General features: G+C 74.5%; 22 protein-coding genes. 7 read left to right on the top strand and 15 right to left on the bottom strand.

Features of this window, described 5'->3' with window-relative positions:
- The first annotated feature begins 54 nt into the window (after positions 1-54).
- On the top strand, positions 55-345 hold the full coding sequence (locus V5D56_RS09705) for a WhiB family transcriptional regulator (RefSeq protein ID WP_435738801.1): 291 nt from the start codon (positions 55-57) through the stop codon (positions 343-345).
- Between the two features lie 187 nt (positions 346-532).
- Here the strand turns inward: V5D56_RS09705 and groES are convergent, their stop codons facing one another.
- A complete protein-coding gene (gene groES / locus V5D56_RS09700) occupies positions 533-829 on the bottom strand; it encodes a co-chaperone GroES (RefSeq protein ID WP_021482870.1) in 297 nt (98 codons plus the stop codon).
- Positions 830-1107: 278 nt separating this feature from the next.
- On the opposite strand from groES, the gene V5D56_RS09695 reads away from it, so the two are divergent.
- Together V5D56_RS09695 and V5D56_RS09690 are read left to right on the top strand one after the other, a co-directional pair.
- A complete protein-coding gene (locus V5D56_RS09695) occupies positions 1108-2376 on the top strand; it encodes a THUMP-like domain-containing protein (protein ID WP_435738800.1) in 1269 nt (422 codons plus the stop codon).
- A gap of 4 nt (positions 2377-2380) precedes the next feature.
- Complete coding sequence (locus tag V5D56_RS09690) at positions 2381-3517, top strand: glutamate--cysteine ligase (RefSeq protein WP_435738799.1); 1137 nt, start codon at positions 2381-2383, stop codon at positions 3515-3517.
- A gap of 7 nt (positions 3518-3524) precedes the next feature.
- On the opposite strand, the gene V5D56_RS09685 is transcribed toward V5D56_RS09690, so the two are convergent.
- Together V5D56_RS09685 and tsaD are read right to left on the bottom strand one after the other, a co-directional pair.
- Positions 3525-4667 (bottom strand): hypothetical protein, encoded by a 1143-nt coding sequence (locus tag V5D56_RS09685; RefSeq protein WP_435738798.1) that lies wholly within the window; start codon positions 4665-4667, stop codon positions 3525-3527.
- Positions 4664-5731, bottom strand: coding sequence for a tRNA (adenosine(37)-N6)-threonylcarbamoyltransferase complex transferase subunit TsaD (gene tsaD, locus V5D56_RS09680; RefSeq protein WP_435738797.1), 1068 nt, complete (start codon positions 5729-5731; stop codon positions 4664-4666). The genes V5D56_RS09685 and tsaD overlap by 4 nt, the downstream gene beginning before the upstream one ends.
- 99 nt (positions 5732-5830) lie before the next feature.
- Between tsaD and V5D56_RS09675 the strand changes: the two genes are divergently transcribed.
- Positions 5831-6451: a malonic semialdehyde reductase gene (locus V5D56_RS09675; protein ID WP_435738796.1), complete on the top strand. Its 621-nt coding sequence runs from the start codon at positions 5831-5833 to the stop codon at positions 6449-6451.
- A 1-nt stretch (position 6452) separates the two neighbouring features.
- On the opposite strand, the gene V5D56_RS09670 is transcribed toward V5D56_RS09675, so the two are convergent.
- From V5D56_RS09670 to V5D56_RS09640, 7 genes are all read right to left on the bottom strand, one after another.
- A complete protein-coding gene (locus tag V5D56_RS09670) occupies positions 6453-7313 on the bottom strand; it encodes a sulfurtransferase (protein WP_435738795.1) in 861 nt (286 codons plus the stop codon).
- A complete protein-coding gene (rimI, locus tag V5D56_RS09665) occupies positions 7310-7852 on the bottom strand; it encodes a ribosomal protein S18-alanine N-acetyltransferase (protein ID WP_435738794.1) in 543 nt (180 codons plus the stop codon). Before rimI ends, V5D56_RS09670 begins: the two co-directional genes overlap by 4 nt.
- A complete protein-coding gene (tsaB, locus tag V5D56_RS09660; RefSeq protein ID WP_435738793.1) occupies positions 7849-8565 on the bottom strand; it encodes a tRNA (adenosine(37)-N6)-threonylcarbamoyltransferase complex dimerization subunit type 1 TsaB in 717 nt (238 codons plus the stop codon). Before tsaB ends, rimI begins: the two co-directional genes overlap by 4 nt.
- 9 nt (positions 8566-8574) lie before the next feature.
- Entirely contained in the window at positions 8575-9195 is a 621-nt protein-coding gene (gene tsaE / locus V5D56_RS09655; protein ID WP_435738792.1) for a tRNA (adenosine(37)-N6)-threonylcarbamoyltransferase complex ATPase subunit type 1 TsaE, read from the bottom strand.
- Complete coding sequence (gene alr, locus V5D56_RS09650; RefSeq protein ID WP_435738994.1) at positions 9192-10490, bottom strand: alanine racemase; 1299 nt, start codon at positions 10488-10490, stop codon at positions 9192-9194. Before alr ends, tsaE begins: the two co-directional genes overlap by 4 nt.
- A gap of 88 nt (positions 10491-10578) precedes the next feature.
- Positions 10579-11487, bottom strand: coding sequence for a pseudouridine synthase (locus tag V5D56_RS09645; protein WP_435738791.1), 909 nt, complete (start codon positions 11485-11487; stop codon positions 10579-10581).
- Between the two features lie 60 nt (positions 11488-11547).
- A complete protein-coding gene (locus V5D56_RS09640; RefSeq protein WP_435738790.1) occupies positions 11548-13437 on the bottom strand; it encodes a bifunctional ADP-dependent NAD(P)H-hydrate dehydratase/NAD(P)H-hydrate epimerase in 1890 nt (629 codons plus the stop codon).
- A gap of 94 nt (positions 13438-13531) precedes the next feature.
- Between V5D56_RS09640 and V5D56_RS09635 the strand changes: the two genes are divergently transcribed.
- Positions 13532-14551, top strand: a complete 1020-nt coding sequence (locus V5D56_RS09635) for an LLM class F420-dependent oxidoreductase (RefSeq protein WP_435738789.1) — start codon at positions 13532-13534, stop codon at positions 14549-14551.
- A 93-nt stretch (positions 14552-14644) separates the two neighbouring features.
- Here the strand turns inward: V5D56_RS09635 and V5D56_RS09630 are convergent, their stop codons facing one another.
- The gene (locus tag V5D56_RS09630) at positions 14645-14995 is read right to left on the bottom strand and encodes a holo-ACP synthase (protein ID WP_435738788.1); all 351 of its coding nucleotides are present in this window, start codon (positions 14993-14995) and stop codon (positions 14645-14647) included.
- Positions 14996-15135: 140 nt separating this feature from the next.
- Positions 15136-17013, bottom strand: coding sequence for a glutamine--fructose-6-phosphate transaminase (isomerizing) (gene glmS / locus V5D56_RS09625; RefSeq protein ID WP_435738787.1), 1878 nt, complete (start codon positions 17011-17013; stop codon positions 15136-15138).
- A 121-nt stretch (positions 17014-17134) separates the two neighbouring features.
- Here glmS and V5D56_RS09620 point away from each other — a divergent pair, with 121 nt between their 5' ends.
- Positions 17135-18007, top strand: a complete 873-nt coding sequence (locus tag V5D56_RS09620; protein WP_435738786.1) for a DUF72 domain-containing protein — start codon at positions 17135-17137, stop codon at positions 18005-18007.
- Positions 18008-18282: 275 nt separating this feature from the next.
- Positions 18283-19269 (top strand): type I pantothenate kinase, encoded by a 987-nt coding sequence (gene coaA, locus V5D56_RS09615; protein ID WP_435738785.1) that lies wholly within the window; start codon positions 18283-18285, stop codon positions 19267-19269.
- 5 nt (positions 19270-19274) lie between these two features.
- On the opposite strand, the gene V5D56_RS09610 is transcribed toward coaA, so the two are convergent.
- From V5D56_RS09610 to glmM, 3 genes are all read right to left on the bottom strand, one after another.
- Positions 19275-20075, bottom strand: coding sequence for a DedA family protein (locus V5D56_RS09610; RefSeq protein WP_435738784.1), 801 nt, complete (start codon positions 20073-20075; stop codon positions 19275-19277).
- Between the two features lie 281 nt (positions 20076-20356).
- Positions 20357-20968 carry a peptide deformylase gene (locus tag V5D56_RS09605; protein ID WP_435738783.1) on the bottom strand — a complete coding sequence of 204 codons (612 nt, stop codon included), beginning with the start codon at positions 20966-20968 and terminating at the stop codon, positions 20357-20359.
- Positions 20969-21029: 61 nt separating this feature from the next.
- Positions 21030-22388, bottom strand: coding sequence for a phosphoglucosamine mutase (glmM, locus tag V5D56_RS09600; RefSeq protein ID WP_435738782.1), 1359 nt, complete (start codon positions 22386-22388; stop codon positions 21030-21032).
- Positions 22389-22408 lie beyond the last annotated feature (20 nt).

The following is a 22408-nucleotide window of genomic DNA, read 5'->3' as shown; positions in this document are numbered from 1 at the left end:
CGTGATCCACACAGGGACTTGAACAACTTCTGCAACGCTTGTAGGTTGTTCGCCATGGCAGAGATCTCGAGGCTCCCCGGACCGGTGATGGAACTCTGGGAATGGCAGTACCAGGGTTCGTGCCGCGATCAGGACGACACGTTGTTCTTCCACCCCGAGGGCGAGCGTGGCTCGACGCGACGACGACGCGCAGAGGCCGCGAAGGCGATCTGCCACTCGTGCCCGGTGATGATGCAGTGCCGCGAGCAGTCGCTGCGCGTGCGCGAGCCGTACGGCGTGTGGGGCGGGCTGAGCGAGGACGAGCGCGCGGCGATCCTCGCGGGCTCCGGGCGCAAGACGGGCTGACGGCCCGACCAGGACATGGCTGCTGCGGGTCGACGACGACCCGCAGCAGCGCGAAGGACCGGCCGGCGCGGACGCTCAGCACGGGCGCCGGCACCGCCGCGACGGGTGGGGCGACCCGTCCGCGGCGACGACAGGGCCCCGCGACCGGGACGGTCGCGGGGCCCTGTGGCGTACGGTGCCGGCTGGGTCAGCCGACCACGACGGCGAGGATGTCGCGCGCGGACAGGACGAGGTAGTCCTCGCCGCCGTACTTGACCTCGGTGCCGCCGTACTTGCTGTAGATGACCTTGTCGCCGACGGTCACGTCCAGGGGGACGCGGTTGCCGTTGTCGTCGACACGGCCCGGACCGACGGCCAGGACCTCGCCCTCCTGGGGCTTCTCCTTGGCGGTGTCCGGGATGACCAGGCCGGATGCGGTCGTGGTCTCGGCCTCGAGGGCCTTCACGACGATCCGGTCCTCGAGCGGCTTGATGGGGACCGACACGTCGGACCTCCCCTTTCGCTGTGAGAACTGCTGACGGTTGGGTCGAGCGCACCGTGGCTGGCCGTCGTCGCGGGTGCCGGCAGCCGGGTCGCTCGTGGGGTGGCCACCGTCGCAGACGGCGCCGACCCGCTGCCCAATCTAGGTCGCGGTTAGCACTCGGTCAAGGCGAGTGCCAGCGTGTTCGCGCAGGGCGGCGCGACGTGGACCACGGCCCTCGGCGTTCGACACCTCACCGGGCCGGGGCGCACGCGGGCGCACGTCCGTGGAAGGATCGACGCATGGATGCCGCCGCGCTGTCGAAGCTGCTCAGCCCCGAGGGCTGGGCCCTGCTCGGCGCGCTGCCGCCCTACGACGAGCACCAGGCGCTCGTGCTGTCGGCGGGGCTGCGCGCGAAGGGCGTGGACCCCGACCTCGCGGCGGCGGCGCTCACGCAGTCGCGCCTGCGGGCCGCCGCACGCGCCAAGTTCGGGTCGTTCGCCGACGGCATGCTGTTCACCCAGGCCGGCCTGGAGCAGGCGACCCGCCTGGTCGTCGCGGCCCGGCACGCGCAGCGCTACCTCGAGGCCGGTGTCACGAAGGTCGCCGACCTCACGTGCGGCATCGGCGCGGACTCGCTCGCGTTCGCCGGGACCGGCCTGCACGTGCTCGCGACCGACGTCGACGAGCTCACCGCCGCCCTCGCGACCGTGAACCTCCGGCACTTCCCCGAGGCGGAGGTGCGCCACGGCGACGGTCTCGCGCTCGATCTCGCGGCCGAGGGCGTCGAGGGGGTCTACGCCGACCCCGCGCGGCGCACCCGCTCCGGGTCGCGCGTGTTCGACCCGCGCGCCTACGCCCCGCCGCTCGACGCCGTGTGGGCGCTGCGCGACCGGGTCCCGGCCGTGGGCATCAAGGTGGGGCCCGGGATCTCGCACAACGGGCTCCCGGCCGACGCGGAGACCGAGTGGGTGTCCGTCGACGGCGACGTCGTCGAGGCCGCCCTGTGGTTCGGCCCGCTCGCTCCTGCCGGGCCGGGCCGGGCCGCGCTCGTCCTCACGACCCGCACGGACCCGGACGGGACCGAGCACACCGTCGCCCGCTCGCTCGCGCACCGCCCGGGCGACGAGGACGTCGTGCCCGACGCCGGCGACGTCGGGCACTACCTGTACGAGCCCGACGGCGCGGTGATCCGGGCCGGTCTCGTCGGGCACGCCGCGGCCGAGCTCGGGGGCCGGCTCCTCGACCGGACCATCGCGTACGTCACGACGGACTCCCCCGCCCCGGTGGGCGAGAACGGTCTCGCGGCCGGGCTCGCGCGCGGGTACCGGGTGCTCGACACCATGCCGTTCGGCCTCAAGCGGCTGCGCGCGTACCTGCGCGAGCGCGGCGTCGGGCGGCTCACGATCAAGAAGCGCGGGACGGCCGTCACGCCCGAGCAGCTGCGCAAGCAGCTCGCGCTCACCGGAGACGCCGAGGCCACGGTGGTCCTGACACGCGTCGGGGGGCAGCAGCGCGTGCTCGTCGTCGAGCCTCTCGACCGGGTCACCGCCACCGGGCGGGAGGGCTGACGCCGTGGAGATCCCCTTCGCGCGCTCCGAGCGCTCCACCGTCGGTCTCGAGTGGGAGCTCGCGCTCGTCGACGCCGACTCCGGCGACCTGCGGCAGGTCGCGCGGACCGTGCTCGACGCCGTCCGCCCGGCGGGCGGCGGCGAGCACCCGTCGATCAAGCAGGAGCTCCTGCTCAACACCGTCGAGGTCGTCAGCGGGGTGCACCGGACGGTCGGCGAGGCGGGCAGGGACCTCGAGCGCTCGATCGAGGAGATCCGCGCGGTCACCGACCCGTTGCGCGTCGAGCTCATGTGCGCGGGCACGCACCCGTTTGCGCGCTGGGCGCAGCAGAAGGTCACCGACAAGCAGCGGTACACCACGCTCATCGACCGCACCCAGTGGTGGGGACGGCAGATGCTGATCTACGGCGTGCACGTGCACGTCGGCATCGAGGACCGCGCCAAGGTTCTGCCGATCCAGCGCGCGATGCTCACGTGCTTCGCGCACCTGCAGTCGCTCTCGGCGAGCTCCCCCTTCTGGGGCGGCAAGGACACGGGGTACGCGTCGAACCGCGCGCTGATGTTCCAGCAGCTGCCTACCGCGGGCCTGCCCTTCCAGTTCGAGGCGTGGCCCGACCTGGAGGGCTACGTCGCCGACATGCTGCACACCGGGGTGATCGACGACTTCAGCGAGATCCGCTGGGACCTGCGCCCGGCGCCCCGGTTCGGCACGCTGGAGACCCGCATCTGCGACGGCACGACGAACGTCACGGAGCTCCTCGCCCTCGCCGCCCTGACCCACTGCCTCGTCGAGCACTTCTCGACGCTGCTCGACGAGGGCCGCGAGCTGCCCACGCTCCCCCCGTGGTTCGCGCAGGAGAACAAGTGGCGCTCGGCGCGCTACGGCATGGACGCGATCATCATCCTCGACCGCGCCGGGAACGAGGAGCTCGTCACCGACGCGGTGGCACGCCTCCTCACCGAGCTCGAGCCCGTGGCCGCGCGGCTCGGGTGCCTCGACGAGCTCGACGGGGTCCGCACGATCCTGCGGCGCGGGGCGTCGTACCAGCGCCAGCGCGCCGTCGCCCGGCGCAACGGCGGCGAGCTGGACGCCGTCGTGCGGTCGCTGGTCGCCGAGATGCGGGCCGGGCGACCACTGTGAGCACGCGTCAGTAGTCGCGCAGGACGACGCCGCGGTCGGCAGCGCGCTCGGCGAGCCACCCCTCGGACCACTCGTCCGTGTCGCACGGCGACGACGACCGGTCGGCCGCGTCCCGCGAGTAGCCGCCCCACGACAGCACACGGCACGAGGCGTCCGTCTCGACCGCGCGCTGCCACTCCTCGTCCTCGGCGAACCCCGAGTCGACCGCCGACTGCACGACGTCGAAGTCGTGCCACCACTGGATCATGTGCGACAGCTCGTGCGCGAGGAGGAACTCCTTGGTCGCGGGGTCGGCCCCCTCCGCCCACCACACGAAGAGCGTCCACGGGTAGGAGGGGTGGAAGCAGCCCGCGACACCGTTCGCCCAGGCGTCGTGCTCCTCGACGTGCACCATCCCGCAGTTGTACGTCGGGTCGTCGGTGAACACGACCTCGACCCCCTCGTTCGCGGGGTTGAGGGCGGTCACCCACTCCGTGGGGTCGGGGTGGTCGGGCAGGAACGCCGGCACGGACGACGTACCGCCCGGCACCGGGTCGGGGAGCTCCTGGGCGTAGTCGCCCGCCCGCCAGCGAGCCTCCGTCCCCGACTCCGACGGCGCGGCGTCGGGGGTCGGGTCCTCCCACACGGTGGGCGGCGGGACGGAGCCCTCCTGCTCGGTCGGCAGACCGTCCGACCCGCCGGGACGTGGCTCCCACGGACCCGGCGTGCCGCTGTCGTTGAGGACGTAGCCGACGACGGCCAGCAGCACCACGAGGACGGACATCGGGCCGCGTGCGCGCCGGAGGCGGCGGCGACGCGCCTGCACGGATGGCGCCACCTCGCCGTGCCCGGGCCAGCGTGCGCCCGACGGATCGGGACTGCCGTAGAGCGGGGCGGGGTTGCCGTAGGGCGGCGGTGCCGGCGTGCCGTAGGGCGGCGGCGCCGGCGTGCCGTAGGACGGGACGTGCGGCGGCCCGGACGGCTGCCGGACCGGCACCGGTCTCGTCGCGACCTGGGCCGCGAGCGCGCGGTGCTGCGCCGCCCAGTACTGCGCCGCGCGCTCGGCCTCCGCGCGGTACGCCCCGGTGGACGACGCTGCGGCGCGCCACCACGCGTCGGCGCGCCGCAGCGCCTCGTCGGGCGTGAGGCCCGGCTCGGGGCGCCCGTTCACACGTGCGTCACGGTGAGCGGCATCGACGAGTCGACGCCGATGTCGAGCCTCGAGGGCGCCACTCCCGCGCGCACGACGGCGGACCCGAGCGCCGCGATCATCGCGCCGTTGTCCGTGCAGTACCGGATGGGCGGGATGCGCAGCTCGATGCCCGCCTCGGCGCAGCGCTTCGCGGCCATGTCCCGGAGCTGCGAGTTGGCGGAGAAGCCGCCGCCCACCACGAGGGTGTCGACGCCGTGCCGCTCGCACGCGGCGATCGTCTTGGCCGTGAGGACGTCGGCGACGGACTCCGCGAAGGAGGCCGCGACGTCGTGCACGGGGATCTCCTCCCCCGCGTCCTGCCGCGCCTCGACCCATCGCGCGACGGCGGTCTTGAGACCGGAGAAGGAGAAGTCGTACGCGTGCTTCTCCTGGTCCTTGCGCGCGGTGAGGCCGCGCGGGAAGCGGATCGCGGTGGGGTCGCCCTCCCGCGCGAGCCGGTCGATGTGCGGACCGCCGGGGTAGGGCAGGCCGAGGAGGCGGCCCACCTTGTCGAACGCCTCGCCCGCGGCGTCGTCGAGCGTCGAGCCGAGCTCGGTGACCGACGTCGCGACGTCGTCCACGAGCAGGAGCGAGCTGTGCCCGCCGGACACCACGAGCGCCATCACGCGCTCGGGGAAGGCGCCGTGCACGAGCTCGTCGACGGCCGCGTGCCCGATGACGTGGTTGACGCCGTACAAGGGCTTGCCGAGCGCGAGTGAGAGCGCCTTCGCCGCGGACGCGCCGATCGTCAGGGGACCCACGAGACCCGGACCGGCGGTCACCGCGATCGCGTCGATCTCGGACAGGTCGACGTCCGCGGTCCCGAGCGTGCGCTCGAGCGTGGGGATCATCGCCTCGAGATGGGCGCGCGACGCGACCTCCGGGATGATGCCGCCGAACCGCGCGTGCTCGTCCATCGAGCTCGCGACGGTGTCCACGAGGAGCTCGCGGCCCCGGACGAGGGCGACACCGGTCTCGTCGCAGGACGTCTCGATGCCGAGCACGAGGGGCTCGCCGCCGCTCGCGACCACAGGGGAAACCATGGGGTCCAGGGTAGTCGTGCGGCCGACGGGTCCGCGGCTGTCGCGCACGTCACACGCGCGGCCGGGAAGATGGTTGAAGATTTGACCGTTGCCCCGGGCATGAGCACTGAGACCCTTGCCCCCGCAGCACTGCACATCGACGACGCCACGGCGGACCGCCTCTTCCGCGAGGCGCGCACCACGGCGCAGTTCACCGACGCCGAGGTGACCGACGAGCAGCTCGCCGCGGTCTACGACCTCATCAAGTGGGGCCCCACCGCGATGAACACCGTGCCCCTGCGCGTGCTCGCGGTCCGCTCCCCCGAGGCGCGCGAGCGCCTGGTCGCCAACATGGCCGACGGCAACAAGGAGCGCGTCGCGACCGCGCCGCTGTCGCTCGTCGTCGCGTACGACCCCGCGTTCCACGTCCACCTCGACACGCTGTTCCCCCACGTCCCGGGCATGCGCGACAACCTCGACGGCGTCCCCGAGGTGCGCGACGACATGGCGCGCACGAGCGCCCTCATCCAGACCGGCTACCTCGTCGTCGGCCTGCGCGCGGCGGGCCTGGCGGCCGGTCCGATGAACGGCATGGACCGCGACGCGATCGACGCCGAGTTCTTCGCGGACAGCGGCTGGAAGTCGATGCTCGTCATCAACGTCGGTGTCGCCGACGGCGAGGGCACCCCGTACCCGCGCGCGCCGCGCCTCGCCCCCGAGCAGGCCGTCGCCGTCGTCTGACCTACGCGCCCGGCCCGGTCTCGACGGGCCGGGCCGGGTCGTTCGACCACTGCGACCACGAGCCCGCGTACAGCGCCGCGTCGATCCCGAGCGTCGCGAGCGCCGCGATCTCGTGCGCCGCGGTGACGCCGGACCCGCAGTACACCCCGACCGGGACGTCCGCGGCCCGCCCGGCCGCGACCCCGAGGGCGGCGAACCGCTCGCGCAGCGCCGCGTCGTCGAGGAACGTCCCGTCGTCGGCGAGGTTCGCGGTCGTCGGTGCGCTCGTCGCGCCCGGGACATGGCCCGCGCGCGGGTCCACCGGCTCCACCTCGCCGCGGTAGCGCTCGCCCGCGCGCGCGTCGAGCAGCACGCCCGACGCCGCGAGCCCGGCAGCGTCGTCGGCGTCGAGGACCGGCAGCGCGCCCGGGGTGACGACGACGTCGCCCGGCTCCGCGCGCACCTCGCCCTCCGCGACCGGCAGGCCGGCGCGCTCCCACGCGGCGAGGCCGCCGTCGAGGATCCGTACGTCGTCGTGACCGGCCCAGCGCAGGAGCCACCACGCGCGCGACGCCGACGTGCCACCGACGGCGTCGTAGACGACCACGCCGCGGTCTCCGCGCACGCCCCAGCGACGTGCCGCGTCCTGCAGGTCCTGCGGGTCCGGCAGCGGGTGCCGCCCCGCGGCGGGCGACGGCGGCGCCGCGAGCTCGGACTCGAGGTCCGCGTACACGGCCCCGGGCACGTGGCCCGCGAGGTAGCGCTCGCGCCCGTCGGTGACGCCGAGCGCCCACCGGACGTCGAGGACGGTCGGAGGACCCACCGTGCCGAGGGCCGCCGCGAGCGCCGGCGCATCGACGAGGACCCGCTCCCGGGGCGTCACGCGAGGACGCTCCCCGCGTCGGAGGCCGTGCCGTAGTCGGGGTCGTCGTCGCCCAGGGGGGTGAGCTCGAGCCGCATCGTGTACGCGTCGACGTCCTCGGGCTGGTAGTACCGCTTGCGGATGCCGAGCTGCTCGAAGCCGTGCTTGGCGTACATCGCGAGCGCCGCGTCGTTGTCGACGCGGACCTCGAGCAGGACCGCGCTCGCACGCAGCTCGCGCGAGCGCGCGACGAGGGCGTCGAGGAGCGTCGAGCCGACGCCCTGGTGCTGGAACGCCGGGTCGACGCCGATGGTCATGATCTGCGTGACGTCGCCGTCGAACCACAGGCCCGCGTACCCGACGACGGGCTGCGGTCCCGCCGCGTAGAGACGCACGGGCTCGGCCGCGACGTACCAGCGCCCCAGACCCGCGAGCTCGTCGGCGAGCATGCCGTACGTCCAGGCGCCACGGCCGAAGAGCTCGCGCTCGAGCTCGACCACGCGGTCCAGGTCCGCCGCGCGCAGCGGGCGCAGGCGGATCTCGTACCGGCGCGCGCTCATCGCGTCGCCGCCGTGCCGTCGCTCACGCGCTTCGCGCCCGCCGGCTCCTGGACGTCCGGACGGCGGAGGTACAGCGGCTCGGTGGGCTGGTCCGCGCCGGCGTCGCGCCGGGCGATCGCGAGCCGGGCGAGCACCGCGGCGTCGGGGACGAGCGGGGCGTCCTCCGCGAGGCCGAGCGCGTCGGCGTACAGCGACGCGCCCTCCCCGACGACGACGGCGCCCGCGGCCTGCTCGGCGACCGTCGTGGCAGGCCCGACGTCGGGCCCGGCCACCGTCTCCAGGACCGGGACGGCGTGGGGACCCTCGTGCGCGACGACGCGGTACCGCGCCCAGTACACCTCGCGACGGCGGGCGTCGGTCGCGACCAGCACCTCGGCGTCGGGGGTGAGGCCGAGGTCGCTCACGGCCTGTGCCGCGAGCGCGTCGAGGCTGGGCACGCCCAGCACCGGTACGCCGAGCGCGAAGCCGATCGCCCGCGCGGTCACCAGGCCGACGCGCAGCCCGGTGAACGGCGCCGGGCCGGTACCGACCGCGACCGCCGTGAGCTCCGACCGCTCGACGCCGGCCTCCGCGAGCGCCTCCTCGACCAGCGGGGCGAGGGCCTCCGCGTGCCGACGGCGCTCGGGCGCCTCGCGCCGGGCCAGGCGGGCGCCGTCGTCCCCGACGACGGCGACGGTCACGGACGCAGAGGTGTCGAGCGCGAGAACAGCCACGGAACCAGCCTACGGCTGTGCGGGCGGAGCCGTGGCGTCGTCGCGGCCCGTTGGCTCCTCCCCCGGCCCCGCCGCGGCCCGGACCCCCGCGGCACGAGCGAGCGCGTCGACGTCGAGGTCGGACCAGCGCGGGCCCACGGCCCGCAGCACGACGCGGCGCGCGCCGGCCTCGGGTGCGTCGTCCGTGCTCACCCCGCCGCGCGGACGCTCCAGGACGATCTCGAGCCGGTCGCCCGCGAGGGACTCGACGAGCCCGCTGCCCCATTCCACGACGGTCACGGACTCGTCGAGGCTCGAGTCGAGGTCGAGCGCGTCGACCTCGTCGAGCGAGCCGAGGCGGTACGCGTCCACGTGCACGAGCGCCGGACCGCCCCGGAGCGACGGGTGCTCGCGCGCGACGATGAACGTCGGCGACGCGACCTGGCCCCGCACCCCGAGCCCCGCGCCGATGCCCTGCGTCAGGGTGGTCTTCCCGGCGCCGAGGTCGCCCGTGAGGACGACGAGGTCGCCCGCGCGCAGGACGCCCGCGAGCGCGGCGCCGAACGCGCGCGTCGTCTCGGCGTCGGGCAGGACGACGTGGAGGGACGGTCCCTCGGCCGGGGCGGTGGGGTCGGCAGTGGGCTCGGTCACGGTGCCATGGTCCTCTCGGGTGCGGTCGGTGCGGCCGGTTCGGTCGTCGGCCGGGCCAGCAGGGCGCGGGCGGCGTCGTCGAGCACGTCCAGGCCCACGGGCACGCGCGGGACGCGGGCCCCGAGCCGGGTCGTGATCTCGTAGCTGATGGTGCCAGCGGCCTGCGCCCAGTCCTCCGCGGTGGGCGCGCCCCCGCGCTCGAGGCCGGCGCCCGCGCCGAAGAGCGTCACGACGTCGCCCGCCCGCTCGGTCGCGCCGGGTCCCAGGTCGAGCATGACCTGGTCCATGCACACGCGGCCCCGGACGCGCAGCACCCGCTCGCTCGCGCCGGTACCGACGAGCAGCGGGCCACCGGGTGCCGGTGCGCCGGTCGTCGCCGTCGGGCCCGCGGGTCCGCCCGACGCGTGCCGCGGGATCCCGTCCCCGTACCCCAGCGGCACGACACCGAGCACCGTCTCGCGCTCCGTCGTGTAGGCGTGCGCGTACGAGACGCCCTGACCCGCCCCCACGCGCTTGACGGTGGCCAGCCGCGCCTCGAGGGTCATGGCGGGTCGCAGGCCGAAGTCCTGCGGCGGCCCGAGCTGGGGCACCGGCGACATCCCGAAGACCGCGAGCCCCGGGCGCACGAGGTCGTAGTGGGTCCGCGGGGCGGTGAGCGTCGCGGCCGAGTTCGCGAGGTGTCGCACCTCGAGCTGCGCGCCCGACGCCTCGGCCAGCCGGACGGCGTCGTCGAGGACCTCGGCCTGCGCGACGACGCTCGGGTGCCCGGGTTCGTCCGCGAACGCGAGGTGGGACCAGACCCCGACGACCCGCACGAGACCCTCGGCGGACGCGCGGGCCGCGGCGTCGAGGACGGCGGGCAGGTCGACGGGCATGATGCCGTTGCGCCCGAGGCCCGTGTCGACCTTGACGTGCACGCGCGCGGTACGGCCCGCGGCCCGCGCCGCGGCGACGACCTCGTCGAGGGCCCACGGCGCCGCGACGGACACGTCCACGTCCGCGTCGAGCAGCTCGCGCAGCGGCGCGCCGGGCGGGTAGAGCCACGTGAGCAGCCGCGCCCGCTCGGGGCCGACGCCCGCCGCACGCAACGCGAGCGCCTCGCTCGGCTGGGCGGTGCCGAGCCACGTCGCGCCGCCCGCGATCGCCGCGAGCGCGCTCGGCACGAGCCCGTGCCCGTACGCGTCGGCCTTGACGACGGCCATGACCTGCGCCCCCGGCGCGTGGCCCGCCAGGGCGCGGACGTTGTCCCGGATCGCGGCGAGGTCGACGACGGCACGCGCCGGGTAGGCGTGCACGTCCGGCCCACCGGGGTTCCCGGGAGCCTGACCGGAGGGGGTCGTGCGCTGGGTGTCGCTCACGGTCGACGATTCTCTCACCCGTCGCTCACCAGGCGTCGAGCACCCGGTCGGTCTCGAACCGGCGTGGGCGGCCGTCCAGAGGGTCGACGAAGTCGAGCGAGCGCGACACGAGCTGCAGCGGCCTCGAGTAGTCGTCGGGCGCGACGTCGTACTGCACGGGGTAGAAGTTGTCGTGCAGGATCGGCACGCCGAGGCGGTTCATGTGGAGGCGCAGCTGGTGGGTCTTGCCGCTGTGCGGCTCGAGCCGGTAGCGCGCGAGCCCCCGCGCCCCGTCGGCTTCCAGGAGGTCGACACGGCTCTCCGCGTTCGGCTCTCCCGGCACCTCCTCGGCGCGCATCACGCCGCGCTGCTTGACGATGCGGCTGCGGACCGTGGCGGGGAGGTCGAGCGACGGGTCGTACGGGGCGATCGCCTCGTACGTCTTGCGGACCTCGCGCCGCGCGAAGAGCTCCTGGTACGCGCCGCGGACCTGCGGACGGATCGTCAGCAGCAGGACACCGGCCGTGACGCGGTCGAGGCGGTGCGCCGGGCTGAGCTCGGGCAGGTCGAGATCGCGGCGGAGCCGCACGAGGACGGAGCGCGCGACGTGGGCACCGCGCGGGATCGTCGCGAGGAAGTGCGGCTTGTCCACGACCAGCAGGTCCCGGTCGCGGTGCAGCACCCGGATCTCGAACGGCACGTCGGGCTCGACGGGCGGGTCGCGGTAGAGGAACACGAACCCGCGCGGCGCGTAGGGCGTGCGGTCGTCGACGCGATTCCCGCGACCGTCCACCACCTCGCCCGCGGCCACCTTCTCGGTGAGGCGCGCCGCGTCGTCGGGAAAGCGGTGCCGCACGTAGTCGAGCGTGCGCGTCCAGCGCGCGACGCTCGCGGCGTCGTGCGGCAGGACGAGGCGCGTCGGGTTGAGGCCGTCACGCACGGGCAGGGGGACCACCCGTCCACGGTACCGGCGCGCCGTGGCACCCTCCGCACGTCGCGGGACGCGGCGCGCGGCTCAGCGTGCGGCGAGCAGCTCCGCGACGACGTGCGGCACCTGGTCCGCGACGTCGAGCGCGGCGACCGGCCCGCCGGGGTTCGCCCTCTCGGCAGCGAGCCCGTGCACCAGGGCAGCGGCTGCGGCGAGCTCGGCCGCGAGCCCCTGCTCCGCGACGACGCGCTCGGCGTGCGCCGCGAGAAGGACTCCCAGGACCCCCGCGAGCACGTCGCCCGCCCCGGCGGTTGCCAGCCACGGCGGCGCGTCCGCCTGGGACCACGTGGCCTCCGGCCCGACGACGAGCGTCACCGCTCCCTTGAGGAGCACCGTCGCGCCCGTGAGCTCGTGGGCCCGGCGCGCCCACCGCCACGGCTCGGCGTCGACGTCCGTCCGCGAGACGTCCTCCCCGCGGGTGGAGAGGAGCGTCGCGAGCTCACCGGCATGGGGCGTGATCACGACGGACGGCGGACACCGCTCGGGCAGCAGAGACAGCGCCCCCGCGTCCACGACGGCGGCCACGCGAGGCGTCGACGTACCACGCGACCGGTCGTCAGCGGACGACGCGTCTCCAGGCCGGTTGTCCGCTGACAACAGGTCGCCCTGCCGGCCGTCCGCGGACGACGGGTCCCCCTGCCGGTCCGGTGCCGACAGCTCGGCGTCCTGTGCGGTCGCGGCGGCGAGGGCCCGCCGGATGCGGTCGTGCTGGCCGCCGTCGTCCACGGGCTCGTCGTCCGGGCCGGCGGCCGCCGGGACGCCGGACCCGACGCACCAGGCCTGGACGCGGCCCGCGCCGGGCACGACCTCGGGGCGTGCGGCGAGCACGGCCCGCGTGACGTCGTCGGGTCCGAGGTAGCGCACCATGCCGGGACCGGTGCGGACGGCGGCGGTCGAGACGAGCACCGCCGCCCCGGGGTAGGTGGGCGTGCCCGCGACGACCCCCAGCACGCCGCGCGTGTACTTGTGGTCGGTCGGGCCGGGGACGGACCACAGCGCCGCGACGTCGGCGGTCTCGAGGCGTCGGACGGCGGGCGCCCTCCGGGGACGGGCGGCGGGGTGGGGGGCACCATCGGCGCCCGGGCCGGCACCGGCGTCCGGGTCCCCACCGACGCCGGGGGCGGAACCCGCCGAGGCGTCGAGCGCGAGGCCGATGTCCACGACCGCGCCGTGGCCGACCACGAGCGTCGCGGGCGGGAGCAGGAGGCCCGGCTTCGCGGCGCCGAAGGTCACCGTGCGGTCGGCGCGCAGCACCGGCCCCGGGACGGTCCCGTCGTCGACCCCGATGCCGCTCGGCGCGTCCACGGCCACGACCCACGGGCGTGGGGCCGCCGCGCCGAGCGCGTCGACCAGCCGGCCCACGAGCTCGCCCGCGAGCCCGCGCAGAGCGCCCGTCGCGCCGATACCGACGAGACCGTCGAGCACCGCGTCGGCGTGCAGCACCTCGTCGATCACCGGCGCGAGCACGTCGTCGGGCGCGTGGTCGGGCTCGGCGCCGGGCGCGTGGTCGGGCACGGATCCGCGGCCGGACGGTGCCGGCGGGCTCGCTGCTGCGCGCGTCGCGGTGACGTCCCGGGCGGTCCCGCCCGCGCGGCGCAGCGCCGCCAGGCCCTCGCCGTGCACGCGCTCGCCCGTGAGCACGGCGGTCACGAGCGCGCCCCGGCGCGCGAGGTGGGCGCCCGCGTAGAGCGTGTCGCCACCGTTGTTGCCCGATCCGACGAGCAGCACCACCCGGGCGCCCGTCACCCGCCCGTCACGCCGGCCGCCGTCGGGCCCGACGACGGACCGGGCGCGGGCGACGTCGCGCGCGACGACGGTCGCGAGCGCGAACGCCGCGCGCTCCATGAGCGGGACGCCGGCCTCGAGGAGCGGCTGCTCGGCGGCGCGGACGTCGGCGACGGACCAGGCTTCGATCATGCCGCTCATCCTGCCCACGTCCCGCCGTGTCCGCCCCGTGGGACACGACCGGGGCCGGGCGCGAGCGCGCGGGCAAGACCCTAGGGTGGCGGTCATGCGCTTCGGACTCTTCATCCCCCAGGGCTGGCGGCTCGACCTCGTCGGCATCGACCCCGCGGACCAGTGGGAGACCATGCGGTCCCTCGCCCGGCACGCCGACTCGGCGCTCGCCGGCGACGGGCTTCCCGGCGCACCGAACGCCTGGGAGTCGATCTGGGTGTACGACCACTTCCACACCGTCCCGGAGCCGACGGACGAGGCGACGCACGAGGCGTGGACCCTCATGGCCGCGTTCGCCGCGTCGACCGAGCGGATCCGCCTCGGCCAGATGTGCACGTGCATGGCGTACCGCAACCCGGCCTACCTCGCGAAGGTCGCGGCGACGGTCGACGTCGTGAGCGGCGGCCGCGTCGAGATGGGCATCGGTGCCGGCTGGTACGAGCACGAGTGGCGCGCCTACGGCTACGGGTTCCCGCGCGCCGGCGAGCGCATCGCGGCGCTCGACGAGGGCGTGCAGATCTTCAAGCAGCTGTGGACGAACGGCGTCGCGACGCTCGACGGCACGCACTACCAGGTCGACGGCGCCCGGCTCGCGCCGCTGCCGCTGCAGGTCGACGGGCCGCCGCTGTGGATCGCGGGCGGTGGCGAGAAGAAGACGCTGCGCATCGCGGCCGAGCACGCGCAGTACACCAACTTCGACGGGTCGCCCGAGGGCTTCGCGCACAAGTCCGAGGTGCTGCGCGGCCACTGCGAGGCGATCGGCCGGCCGTTCGAGGAGATCACCCGCACCGCGGACTACAACGTGGTCATCGGCGCGACGGAGGCCGAGGTCGACGACCGCATCGCCTGGATCGAGGAGCACTACGCGCTGACGCTGCCCGAGCGGGCGCCGGAGGAGGCCGAGAAGGCGCGGCGCGGTCCGCTCGTGGGCACGCCGGAGCAGATCGTCGAGAAGCTCACCGAGCTGCGCGGGCTCGGCCTGTCGTACGCGATCACCTACTTCGCGGAGGCGGCGTACGACCGCAGCGGCATCGAGCTGTTCGAGCGCGAGGTCATCCCGGCGCTCCAGGACTGACCCCGCTCCCGCCGACCAGGTGATCGCGGTCCGTCCGGTCCCACGAACGGGCCGTCATCACGTGGTCGGCAGCGTGTCGTGATCGGCGTCCGGTCAGCCCTCCGCGACGACCATCGCCGACGCGATGCCGGCGTCGTGCGAGATCGACAGGTGGAACGTGCGGACGCCCAGCTCCTCGGCGCGCGCGGCGACGGTCCCGGTGATCTCGACCTCGGGCGGCCCGCCGACGACACGGTGCACCGTGGCGTCGTGCCAGTGCATGCCGCCGGGTGCCCCGAGCGCCTTGGCGATCGCCTCCTTCGCGGCGAACCGCGCTGCGAGCGACGACGGCGGGAGGTCGCGCTCGGCCGGCGTGAACAGCTTCTCGCGGAGCCGCGGGGTGCGTTCGATCGACTCCATGAACCGCGCGACGTCGACGACGTCGATCCCCACCCCGATGATCATGCGCTCACCCTACGGCGCGACCCGGCGTCGACCACGCGGTCCGGCGCTGCCGCCGACCATGCCCTCCCGTCCGCCGAGCGCGGTCGTGGCCCGTCCGGTCGACCGGACGGGCCACGACCACCTGGTCGGCGACGTCGGGGCTACTCGACCGTGACCGACTTCGCGAGGTTGCGCGGCTGGTCGACGTCGAGACCCTTCGCCGTGGCGAGCGCCATCGCGAAGATCTGCAGCGGGACGACCGCGAGCAGCGGGGACAGCAGGGTGGGCGACTCCGGGACCCAGAAGATCTCGTCGGCGTACGGGCGCACCGCGTCGTCGCCGTCCTCCGCGATCACGAGCGTGCGCGCGCCGCGCGCCCGGATCTCCTGGATGTTGGAGATGACCTTCGAGTGCAGTCCCTCCCGACCGCGCGGCGACGGGACGATGACGAACACCGGCTGACCCTCGTCGATGAGCGCGATCGGTCCGTGCTTGAGCTCGCCGGCCGCGAAGCCCTCGGCGTGGATGTACGCGAGCTCCTTGAGCTTGAGCGCGCCCTCGAGCGCCACCGGGAACCCGACGTGCCGGCCGAGGAACAGGACCGACGACGCGTCCTTCATCGACCGGGCCGTGGCGCGCACGTACTCGCCGCGCTCGATGACGGTCTGGATCTTGCGGGGCATGTCGCGCAGGTCGTCGAGGATCGCGGAGATCTCGTCGGGGAACTTGTTCCCGCGCAGCTGCGCGAGGTACAGACCCAGCAGGTACGCCGCGGTGATCTGCGACAGGAACGCCTTGGTCGACGCGACCGCGATCTCGGGGCCGGCGTGCGTGTAGAGCACCGCGTCCGACTCGCGCGGGATCGTCGAACCGTGGGTGTTGACGATCGAGATGACCTTGGCGCCCTGCTCGCGCGCGTGGCGCACGGCCATGAGCGTGTCCATCGTCTCGCCGGACTGGGTCACGGCGACGACGAGCGTCTTCTCGTCGACGATCGGGTCGCGGTAGCGGAACTCGTGCGCGAGCTCGACCTCGACGGGGATGCGGCACCAGTGCTCGATCGCGTACTTCGCGACGTGGCCCGAGTACGCGGCCGTGCCGCAGGCCACGACGATGATCTTGTCGACCGACCGCAGCACGGCCTCGTCGATGCGCAGGTCGTCGAGCACGAGCCGGCCCGACGTGTCCGTCCGCCCGAGCAGCGTGTCGCCGACGGCGTGCGGCTGGTCGTGGATCTCCTTGTCCATGAAGGACGAGAAGCCGCCCTTCTCGGCCGCCGCGGCGTCCCAGTCGACCGTGTAGCGCTTGGCCTCGGCCGGGTTGCCGTCGAAGTCCGTCACCTCGACCGAGGTCGGCGTGATCGTGACGATCTGGTCCTGCCCGAGCTCGAGCGCCTCCTTGGTGTGGGAGATGAACGCCGCGACGTCCGAGCCGAGGAAGTTCTCGCCCTCCCCGATCCCGACGACCAACGGCGAGTCGTGCCGCGCGCCCACCACGGTGTCCGGGGAGTCCGCGTGCACGGCGAGCAGCGTGAAGGTGCCCTCGAGCCGGCGCGCGACCTGGCCCATCGCCGTGGTTAGGTCCTTCGTGTCGCGGTACGCCCGCGCGAGGAGCTGCGCAGCGACCTCGGTGTCCGTCTCGGAGAGGAAGGTGATGCCGTCGGCGACGAGCTCCGCCTTGAGCGTCGCGAAGTTCTCGACGATCCCGTTGTGGATCACCGCGAGCCGGTCGCCGTCCGCGAGGTGCGGGTGGGCGTTGGTGTCGGTCGGTCCGCCGTGGGTCGCCCACCGGGTGTGCCCGATCGAGGCCGTCGACGCCGGCAGCGGGTGCTCGTCGATCTCGGCGACCAGGTTGGCCAGCTTCCCGGACTTCTTCGCGAACGCGACCGCGTCGATCCCGGGGCCCACGAGCGCGACCCCCGCGGAGTCGTAGCCGCGGTACTCGAGCCGGCCGAGTCCTTCGAGGGCGACGTCGAGGGGTCGCCCCGAGGCCTCCCCCACCATGGTTCCAGGGCCCACGTAACCCACGATTCCGCACATGGTCGTCGAGTCTAGCGACGCCTGACGCCCCCTCCGGAGCCGCAGGATTCCCCGCCTCTTCGTCAGGTCCCCTGCCTAACTCCGAACGGCGAGCCACCGCACGGCGGGGCACAGTGTGGGCATGTCGACCGTCCGCATCGGCCTGTCCGGATGGCGGTACGCGGACTGGCGCGGCCGGTTCTACCCGCCCGGTCTCCCGCAGCGCCGCGAGCTCGAGCACGTGGCGTCCACCTTCCCGGCCGTCGAGCTCAACGGCTCGTTCTACTCGCTCCAACGCCCGTCGTCGTTCGTGACCTGGCGCGAGCAGACGCCGCCCGGATTCACGTTCGCGGTCAAGGGCGGCCGGTTCATCACGCACATGAAGCGACTGCGCGACGTCCGGACGCCGCTCGCCAACTTCTTCGCGAGCGGCGTCGTCGCCCTCGAGGACCGCCTCGGTCCGGTGGTCTGGCAGCTCCCGGAACGCACCGCGTTCGACCGGCCCACGCTCGAGTCGTTCCTCGCGCTGCTCCCCCGCACGACGTCGGACGCCGCCCGACTCGCGCAGAGCCACGACGACCGCCTGCGCGCCGACCCCTGGACCGAGGTCACGACCGACCGGCCGATCGTCCACGCCCTCGAGCCCCGCCACGCGTCCTTCGCCGAGCCGGGCGCGCTGGACCTCCTGCGCGAGCACGGCGTCGCTCTCGCGATCTCCGACGGCGCGGGACGCTGGCCCCTGATCGACGCGGTGACCGCCCCGCTCGTCTACGTGCGCCTGCACGGCGACACGGAGCTCTACACGAGCGCCTACCGACCGCACGTGCTCGACGCCTGGGCCGAGCGGGTCCGCCGCTGGCACGCCGCCGGCCACGCCGTCGAGGTGTACTTCGACAACGACGTCCACGCCCACGCGCCCGCCGACGCCCAGGCCCTCATGTCCCGGATCCCCGACCTCGCACTCCCCGGACCGGGCGCCCCGGTCGAACCGACACCGCGCCGTCGTCCCCGCTGACCGCGCCACGCACGGCGCGACCGGACCGACGAGCGGGCCGGCACCGCAGCGGACGACGAACCACCGAAAGCTGGACGACGAGCAGGCCGACGCCGGAGCGGACGACGTGCGAAGGGCGTCAGAGCCGCGCTCCCAAGACGTGAGCCGAAAGACCAGGGCGACGGCGCGGCGGCCCGAGCACGTCGTCCGCGCAGGCGACGGCCCGCGACCGACCCGCGACCGACGCAAGGGCTCCACGGCACGCGCGCCGTCGAACATCCGGCAGAATCGGACGGGTGTCCTCCTCCGCACCCGAGTCGACCGACGCCCTGACCCGCCTGATCGCCAGTCCGTCGTCGCCGTACGTCGATCTCGACCGTGCGGCGTGGAGCCGCCTCTCGGAGTCCACGCCGCTCCCGCTGACCGACGCCGACGTCACGCGCCTGCGTGGCCTGGGTGACCCGATCGACCTCGCGGAGGTCGACGCGGTGTACCGGCCGCTCTCGCGCCTGCTCAACCTCTACGTCACCGCGACGGCGGGGCTGCACGAGGCGACGTCGACGTTCCTGCGCGAGGACACGGGGTCCACGCCGTACGTCATCGGCGTCGCGGGGTCCGTCGCCGTCGGCAAGTCCACGACGGCGCGCGTGCTGCGGGAGATGCTCGCACGCTGGCCCGAGACGCCGCGGGTCGAGCTCATCACGACGGACGGTTTCCTCTACCCGAACGCGGAGCTCCAGCGCCGGGGACTCATGGAGCGCAAGGGCTTCCCCGAGTCCTACGACCGACGCGCTCTGATCCGCTTCCTCTCGAAGGTCAAGGCGGGCCACGACGAGGTCCGGGCGCCGGTCTACGACCACCTCACGTACGACATCGTGCCCGGCGCCGAGGCGGTCGTCCGCAAGCCGGACGTGCTGGTCGTCGAGGGGCTGAACGTCCTGCAACCGGCCCGTCCGAGCGCGCACGACGAGTCGACCGTCGCCGTCTCGGACTTCTTCGACTTCTCGATCTACGTCGACGCGCGGACGCGCAACGTGCGGCAGTGGTACGTCGACCGGTTCCTCACGCTGCGCCGCACCGCGTTCGCGCGCCCCGAGTCGTACTTCCGCCGCTACGCGGACCTCACGGACGAGCAGGCCGTGGAGCGGGCCCGGTCGATCTGGGACTCGATCAACGCACCGAACCTCGAGCAGAACATCCTGCCGACGCGGGGGCGCGCCACGCTCGTGCTCACGAAGGGCTCGGACCACTCGGTCCAGCGGGTGCGCCTGCGCAAGCTCTGAGCGGGTCAGCCGTTCAGGCGCCCGGCGCTCCCGGCGCTGGTGCCCGACGCCGCGTCGGCCTCCCCCGGTGCGCTCGTCACGGTGTTGCCCGACGCCGTGCCGGCGCTCGACGCCCCCGCGGTGCCGGGCCGTACGGCGGGTGCGTCCGTCGTCGCCTCCGGGGCCGCACCGACGACCGGGAGCGCCCTGCGGCGTCGGGCGCGGACCATGAGGATCCGGTCGATGACGAACCCGGCGGCGATCCCGATGACGACGCCGACGACCATCGCGAGCAGCGGCTCGTGGCCGAGCCACTGTGCCGCGACGAGGCCGATGAGGACGGAGTAGATCGCCCACGTCACCGCGGCGATCGCGGAGAACGCCATGAAGCGCCGGCGCGGGTAGCCCACGGCGCCCGCCGTCATGTTCACCGCCACGCGGCCGACCGGGATGTAGCGCGCCGCGAGGATGAACGACGCCCCTCGGTGGGCGAGCGCGCGCTCGGCCCACGCGACCGCCTTGCGACCGCGCGCCGTGCGCAGGAAGGCGATGCGGTCGGTGCCGACGACGCGGCCCAGGGAGAAGGCGATCTGGTCACCCGTCCACGCACCGACCGCGGCGATGAGGAGGACGAGCAGCAGGTTCGGCGACCCGGTCGCGTGCGCCGAGACGGCGAGCGTGATGACGACCGACTCGCTGGGGATCGGCGGGAAGAAGCCGTCGATCGTCGCGAAGCCGAGCAGCGCGGGATAGATCCACCCGGACGCCGCGAGCGCGAGGATCCAGGCCTCCAGGTTCTCCAGGAAGGTCGACACGGCCTCGGTCACGGGGTCCTCGTTCGTCGGCTGGCGGGGAGGCCAGGCTGGCGGCAGCTGTGGTGGCACCGGACGTGGCGTCCGGTGCCACGTCCAGCCTACGGAGCGGCCCGCCGTCGTCCATCAGGAATTCCCCCGAGTGAACCCTGAGGACTTCCGCCGGCCTTGGCGGTGACCCCGAGTCTTCCGCGCGGGTGGCGCAGCGTCGTCATCCTGTCGAGGGAGATCGGCCGCGGTACGGGTACGTCGTGGGGACCACGCGCCGGTGCGCGGGCGCGAGAGACCCGGTCCCGTCAGGCGTCCGTGCGGGCCTGGGGAAGGCGGGCGGCCGCGAGCGTGGACGCGAGCGTCCGCAGGTCGGCACCGTCGAGATACAGCTCACCGCGCAGGTGGTCCGTCTCGTGCTGGACGATCCGCGCGGGCCACCCGGTGAGGACCTCGTCGACCGGCGCTCCGGTCTCGTCCTCTCCGGTGAGGCGGACCGAGCGCGCGCGGGGGCGCTCCGCCTGCCAGCCGTGCACCGACAGGCACCCCTCGACGAACGTCCGCGTCTCCTCGCCCACCGCCTCGTAGCGAGGGTTCACCAGGACGCGGAAGGGCAGCGGGGGCCGCTCGCGCTCGTCGTCCGGGTCGGGCGAGCCCGGGTCCTCGACGACCGCGAGCGCCAGGCCCAACCCGATCTGCGGGGCGGCGAGCCCGACGCCGGGGGCGGCGTGCATGGTCGCCCGCATCGCGTCCAGGAGCGGCGACAGCACGTCGCCGAGCTGACCCGCGTACGGGACGGCGGGCGTGCGCAGGACCGGGTGCCCGGCCTGCACGATGGGCAGGAGGCCGTCGTCGAAGGTGTCGAGCAGGCCGACCACGTGCGCCCGCAGCGCCTCGTCGACCCCGTAACGCACGCTCATCGCTCCGCTCCGCTCACCGCAGTCGTCCCCGTCCCCCGCCGCCACACGGCCCTGCGTCGGCTCACAGCGCCAGGCGCTCGCGGACGACGTCGGCGAGCCCACCGGCGACCGCGTCCGCCTGCTGCTGGGTCGCGGCCTCCACCATCACGCGCACGAGCGGCTCGGTCCCGGACGGGCGCAGCAGGACGCGCCCCGTCTCCCCGAGCGTCGCCTCGGCGTCGGCGATCGCGGCGAGCAGCGCCTCGTCGCGCGCCGCCCGCGACCGGTCGACCCCGGGGACGTTCACGAGCGTCTGCGGCAGCCGCTGGACGACGCCCGCGAGGTCCGCGAGCTTCTGCCCGGTCGCCTTGACGCGCGCGGCGAGCTGCAGCGCGGTGAGGACGCCGTCGCCCGTCGTCGCGTAGCGCGAGATGACGATGTGGCCGGACTGCTCGCCGCCGAGTCCGTAGCCGTGCGCGCGCATCTCCTCGAGGACGTACCGGTCTCCCACGGCGGTCTGCACCGTCCGGATCCCGGCGTCGCGCATCGCGAGGAGGAGGCCGAGGTTGCTCATCACCGTGACGACGAGCGTGTCGTCCGGCAGGGCGCCCTCGTCCTTGAGCGCGAGCGCGAGCACCCCCATGATCTGGTCGCCGTCGACGACGGCGCCGCCGTGGTCGACGGCGATGCACCGGTCCGCGTCGCCGTCGAACGCGACGCCGAAGTCGGCCTCCGACGCGACGACCACGGCCTGGAGCTGCTCGGGGTGGTTGGAGCCGCACGCCGCGTTGATGTTGTGCCCGTCGGGGCTCGCGTTGATGACGACGACGTCCGCACCGGCCGCGCGCAGCGCCGCCGGACCGACGTCGCTCGCCGCGCCGTTCGCGCAGTCCACGGCGATCCGCAGGCCGGCGAGAGGCTTGGCGTCCTCGTCGGCACCGATGCTGGCCATGAGGTGCTCGACGTACGCGCTCCCGGCGCGGCCGGTGTCACGGGACAGCCGACCGACGCTGCCGTGCGTCGGGCGCGACCACTCCTGCCCCAGGACCGACTCGATCGCGTCCTCGACCGCGTCGTCGAGCTTGACGCCGCCGCGCGCGAGGAACTTGATCCCGTTGTCCTGCATGGGGTTGTGCGACGCGGAGATGACGACGCCGAAGTCGACGTCCATCGTGCTCGTGAGATAGGCGACGCCGGGGGTCGGCAGGACGCCGACGTCCCGCACGTCGACGCCCGCGCTCGCGAGCCCGGCGGCGAGCGCCGCGCCGAGGAACTCCCCGGACACGCGGGTGTCCCGTCCCACGACCGCGCGCGGACGGTGTCCCTCCGGCCCGTCCGCGAGCACGCGTGCCGCGGCGACGCCGAGGTCGAGCGCGAGCTCGGCCGTCACGTTGCCGTTGGCGAGGCCTCGCACGCCGTCGGTCCCGAACAGTCGTCCCATGGAAGTCCTTCCCTCACGGC

The sequence above is a fragment of the Cellulosimicrobium sp. PMB13 genome (assembly GCF_051294865.1).
Taxonomy (GTDB): Bacteria; Actinomycetota; Actinomycetes; order Actinomycetales; family Cellulomonadaceae; genus Cellulosimicrobium.
This window is presented reverse-complemented; position numbering and strand designations above follow the sequence as displayed.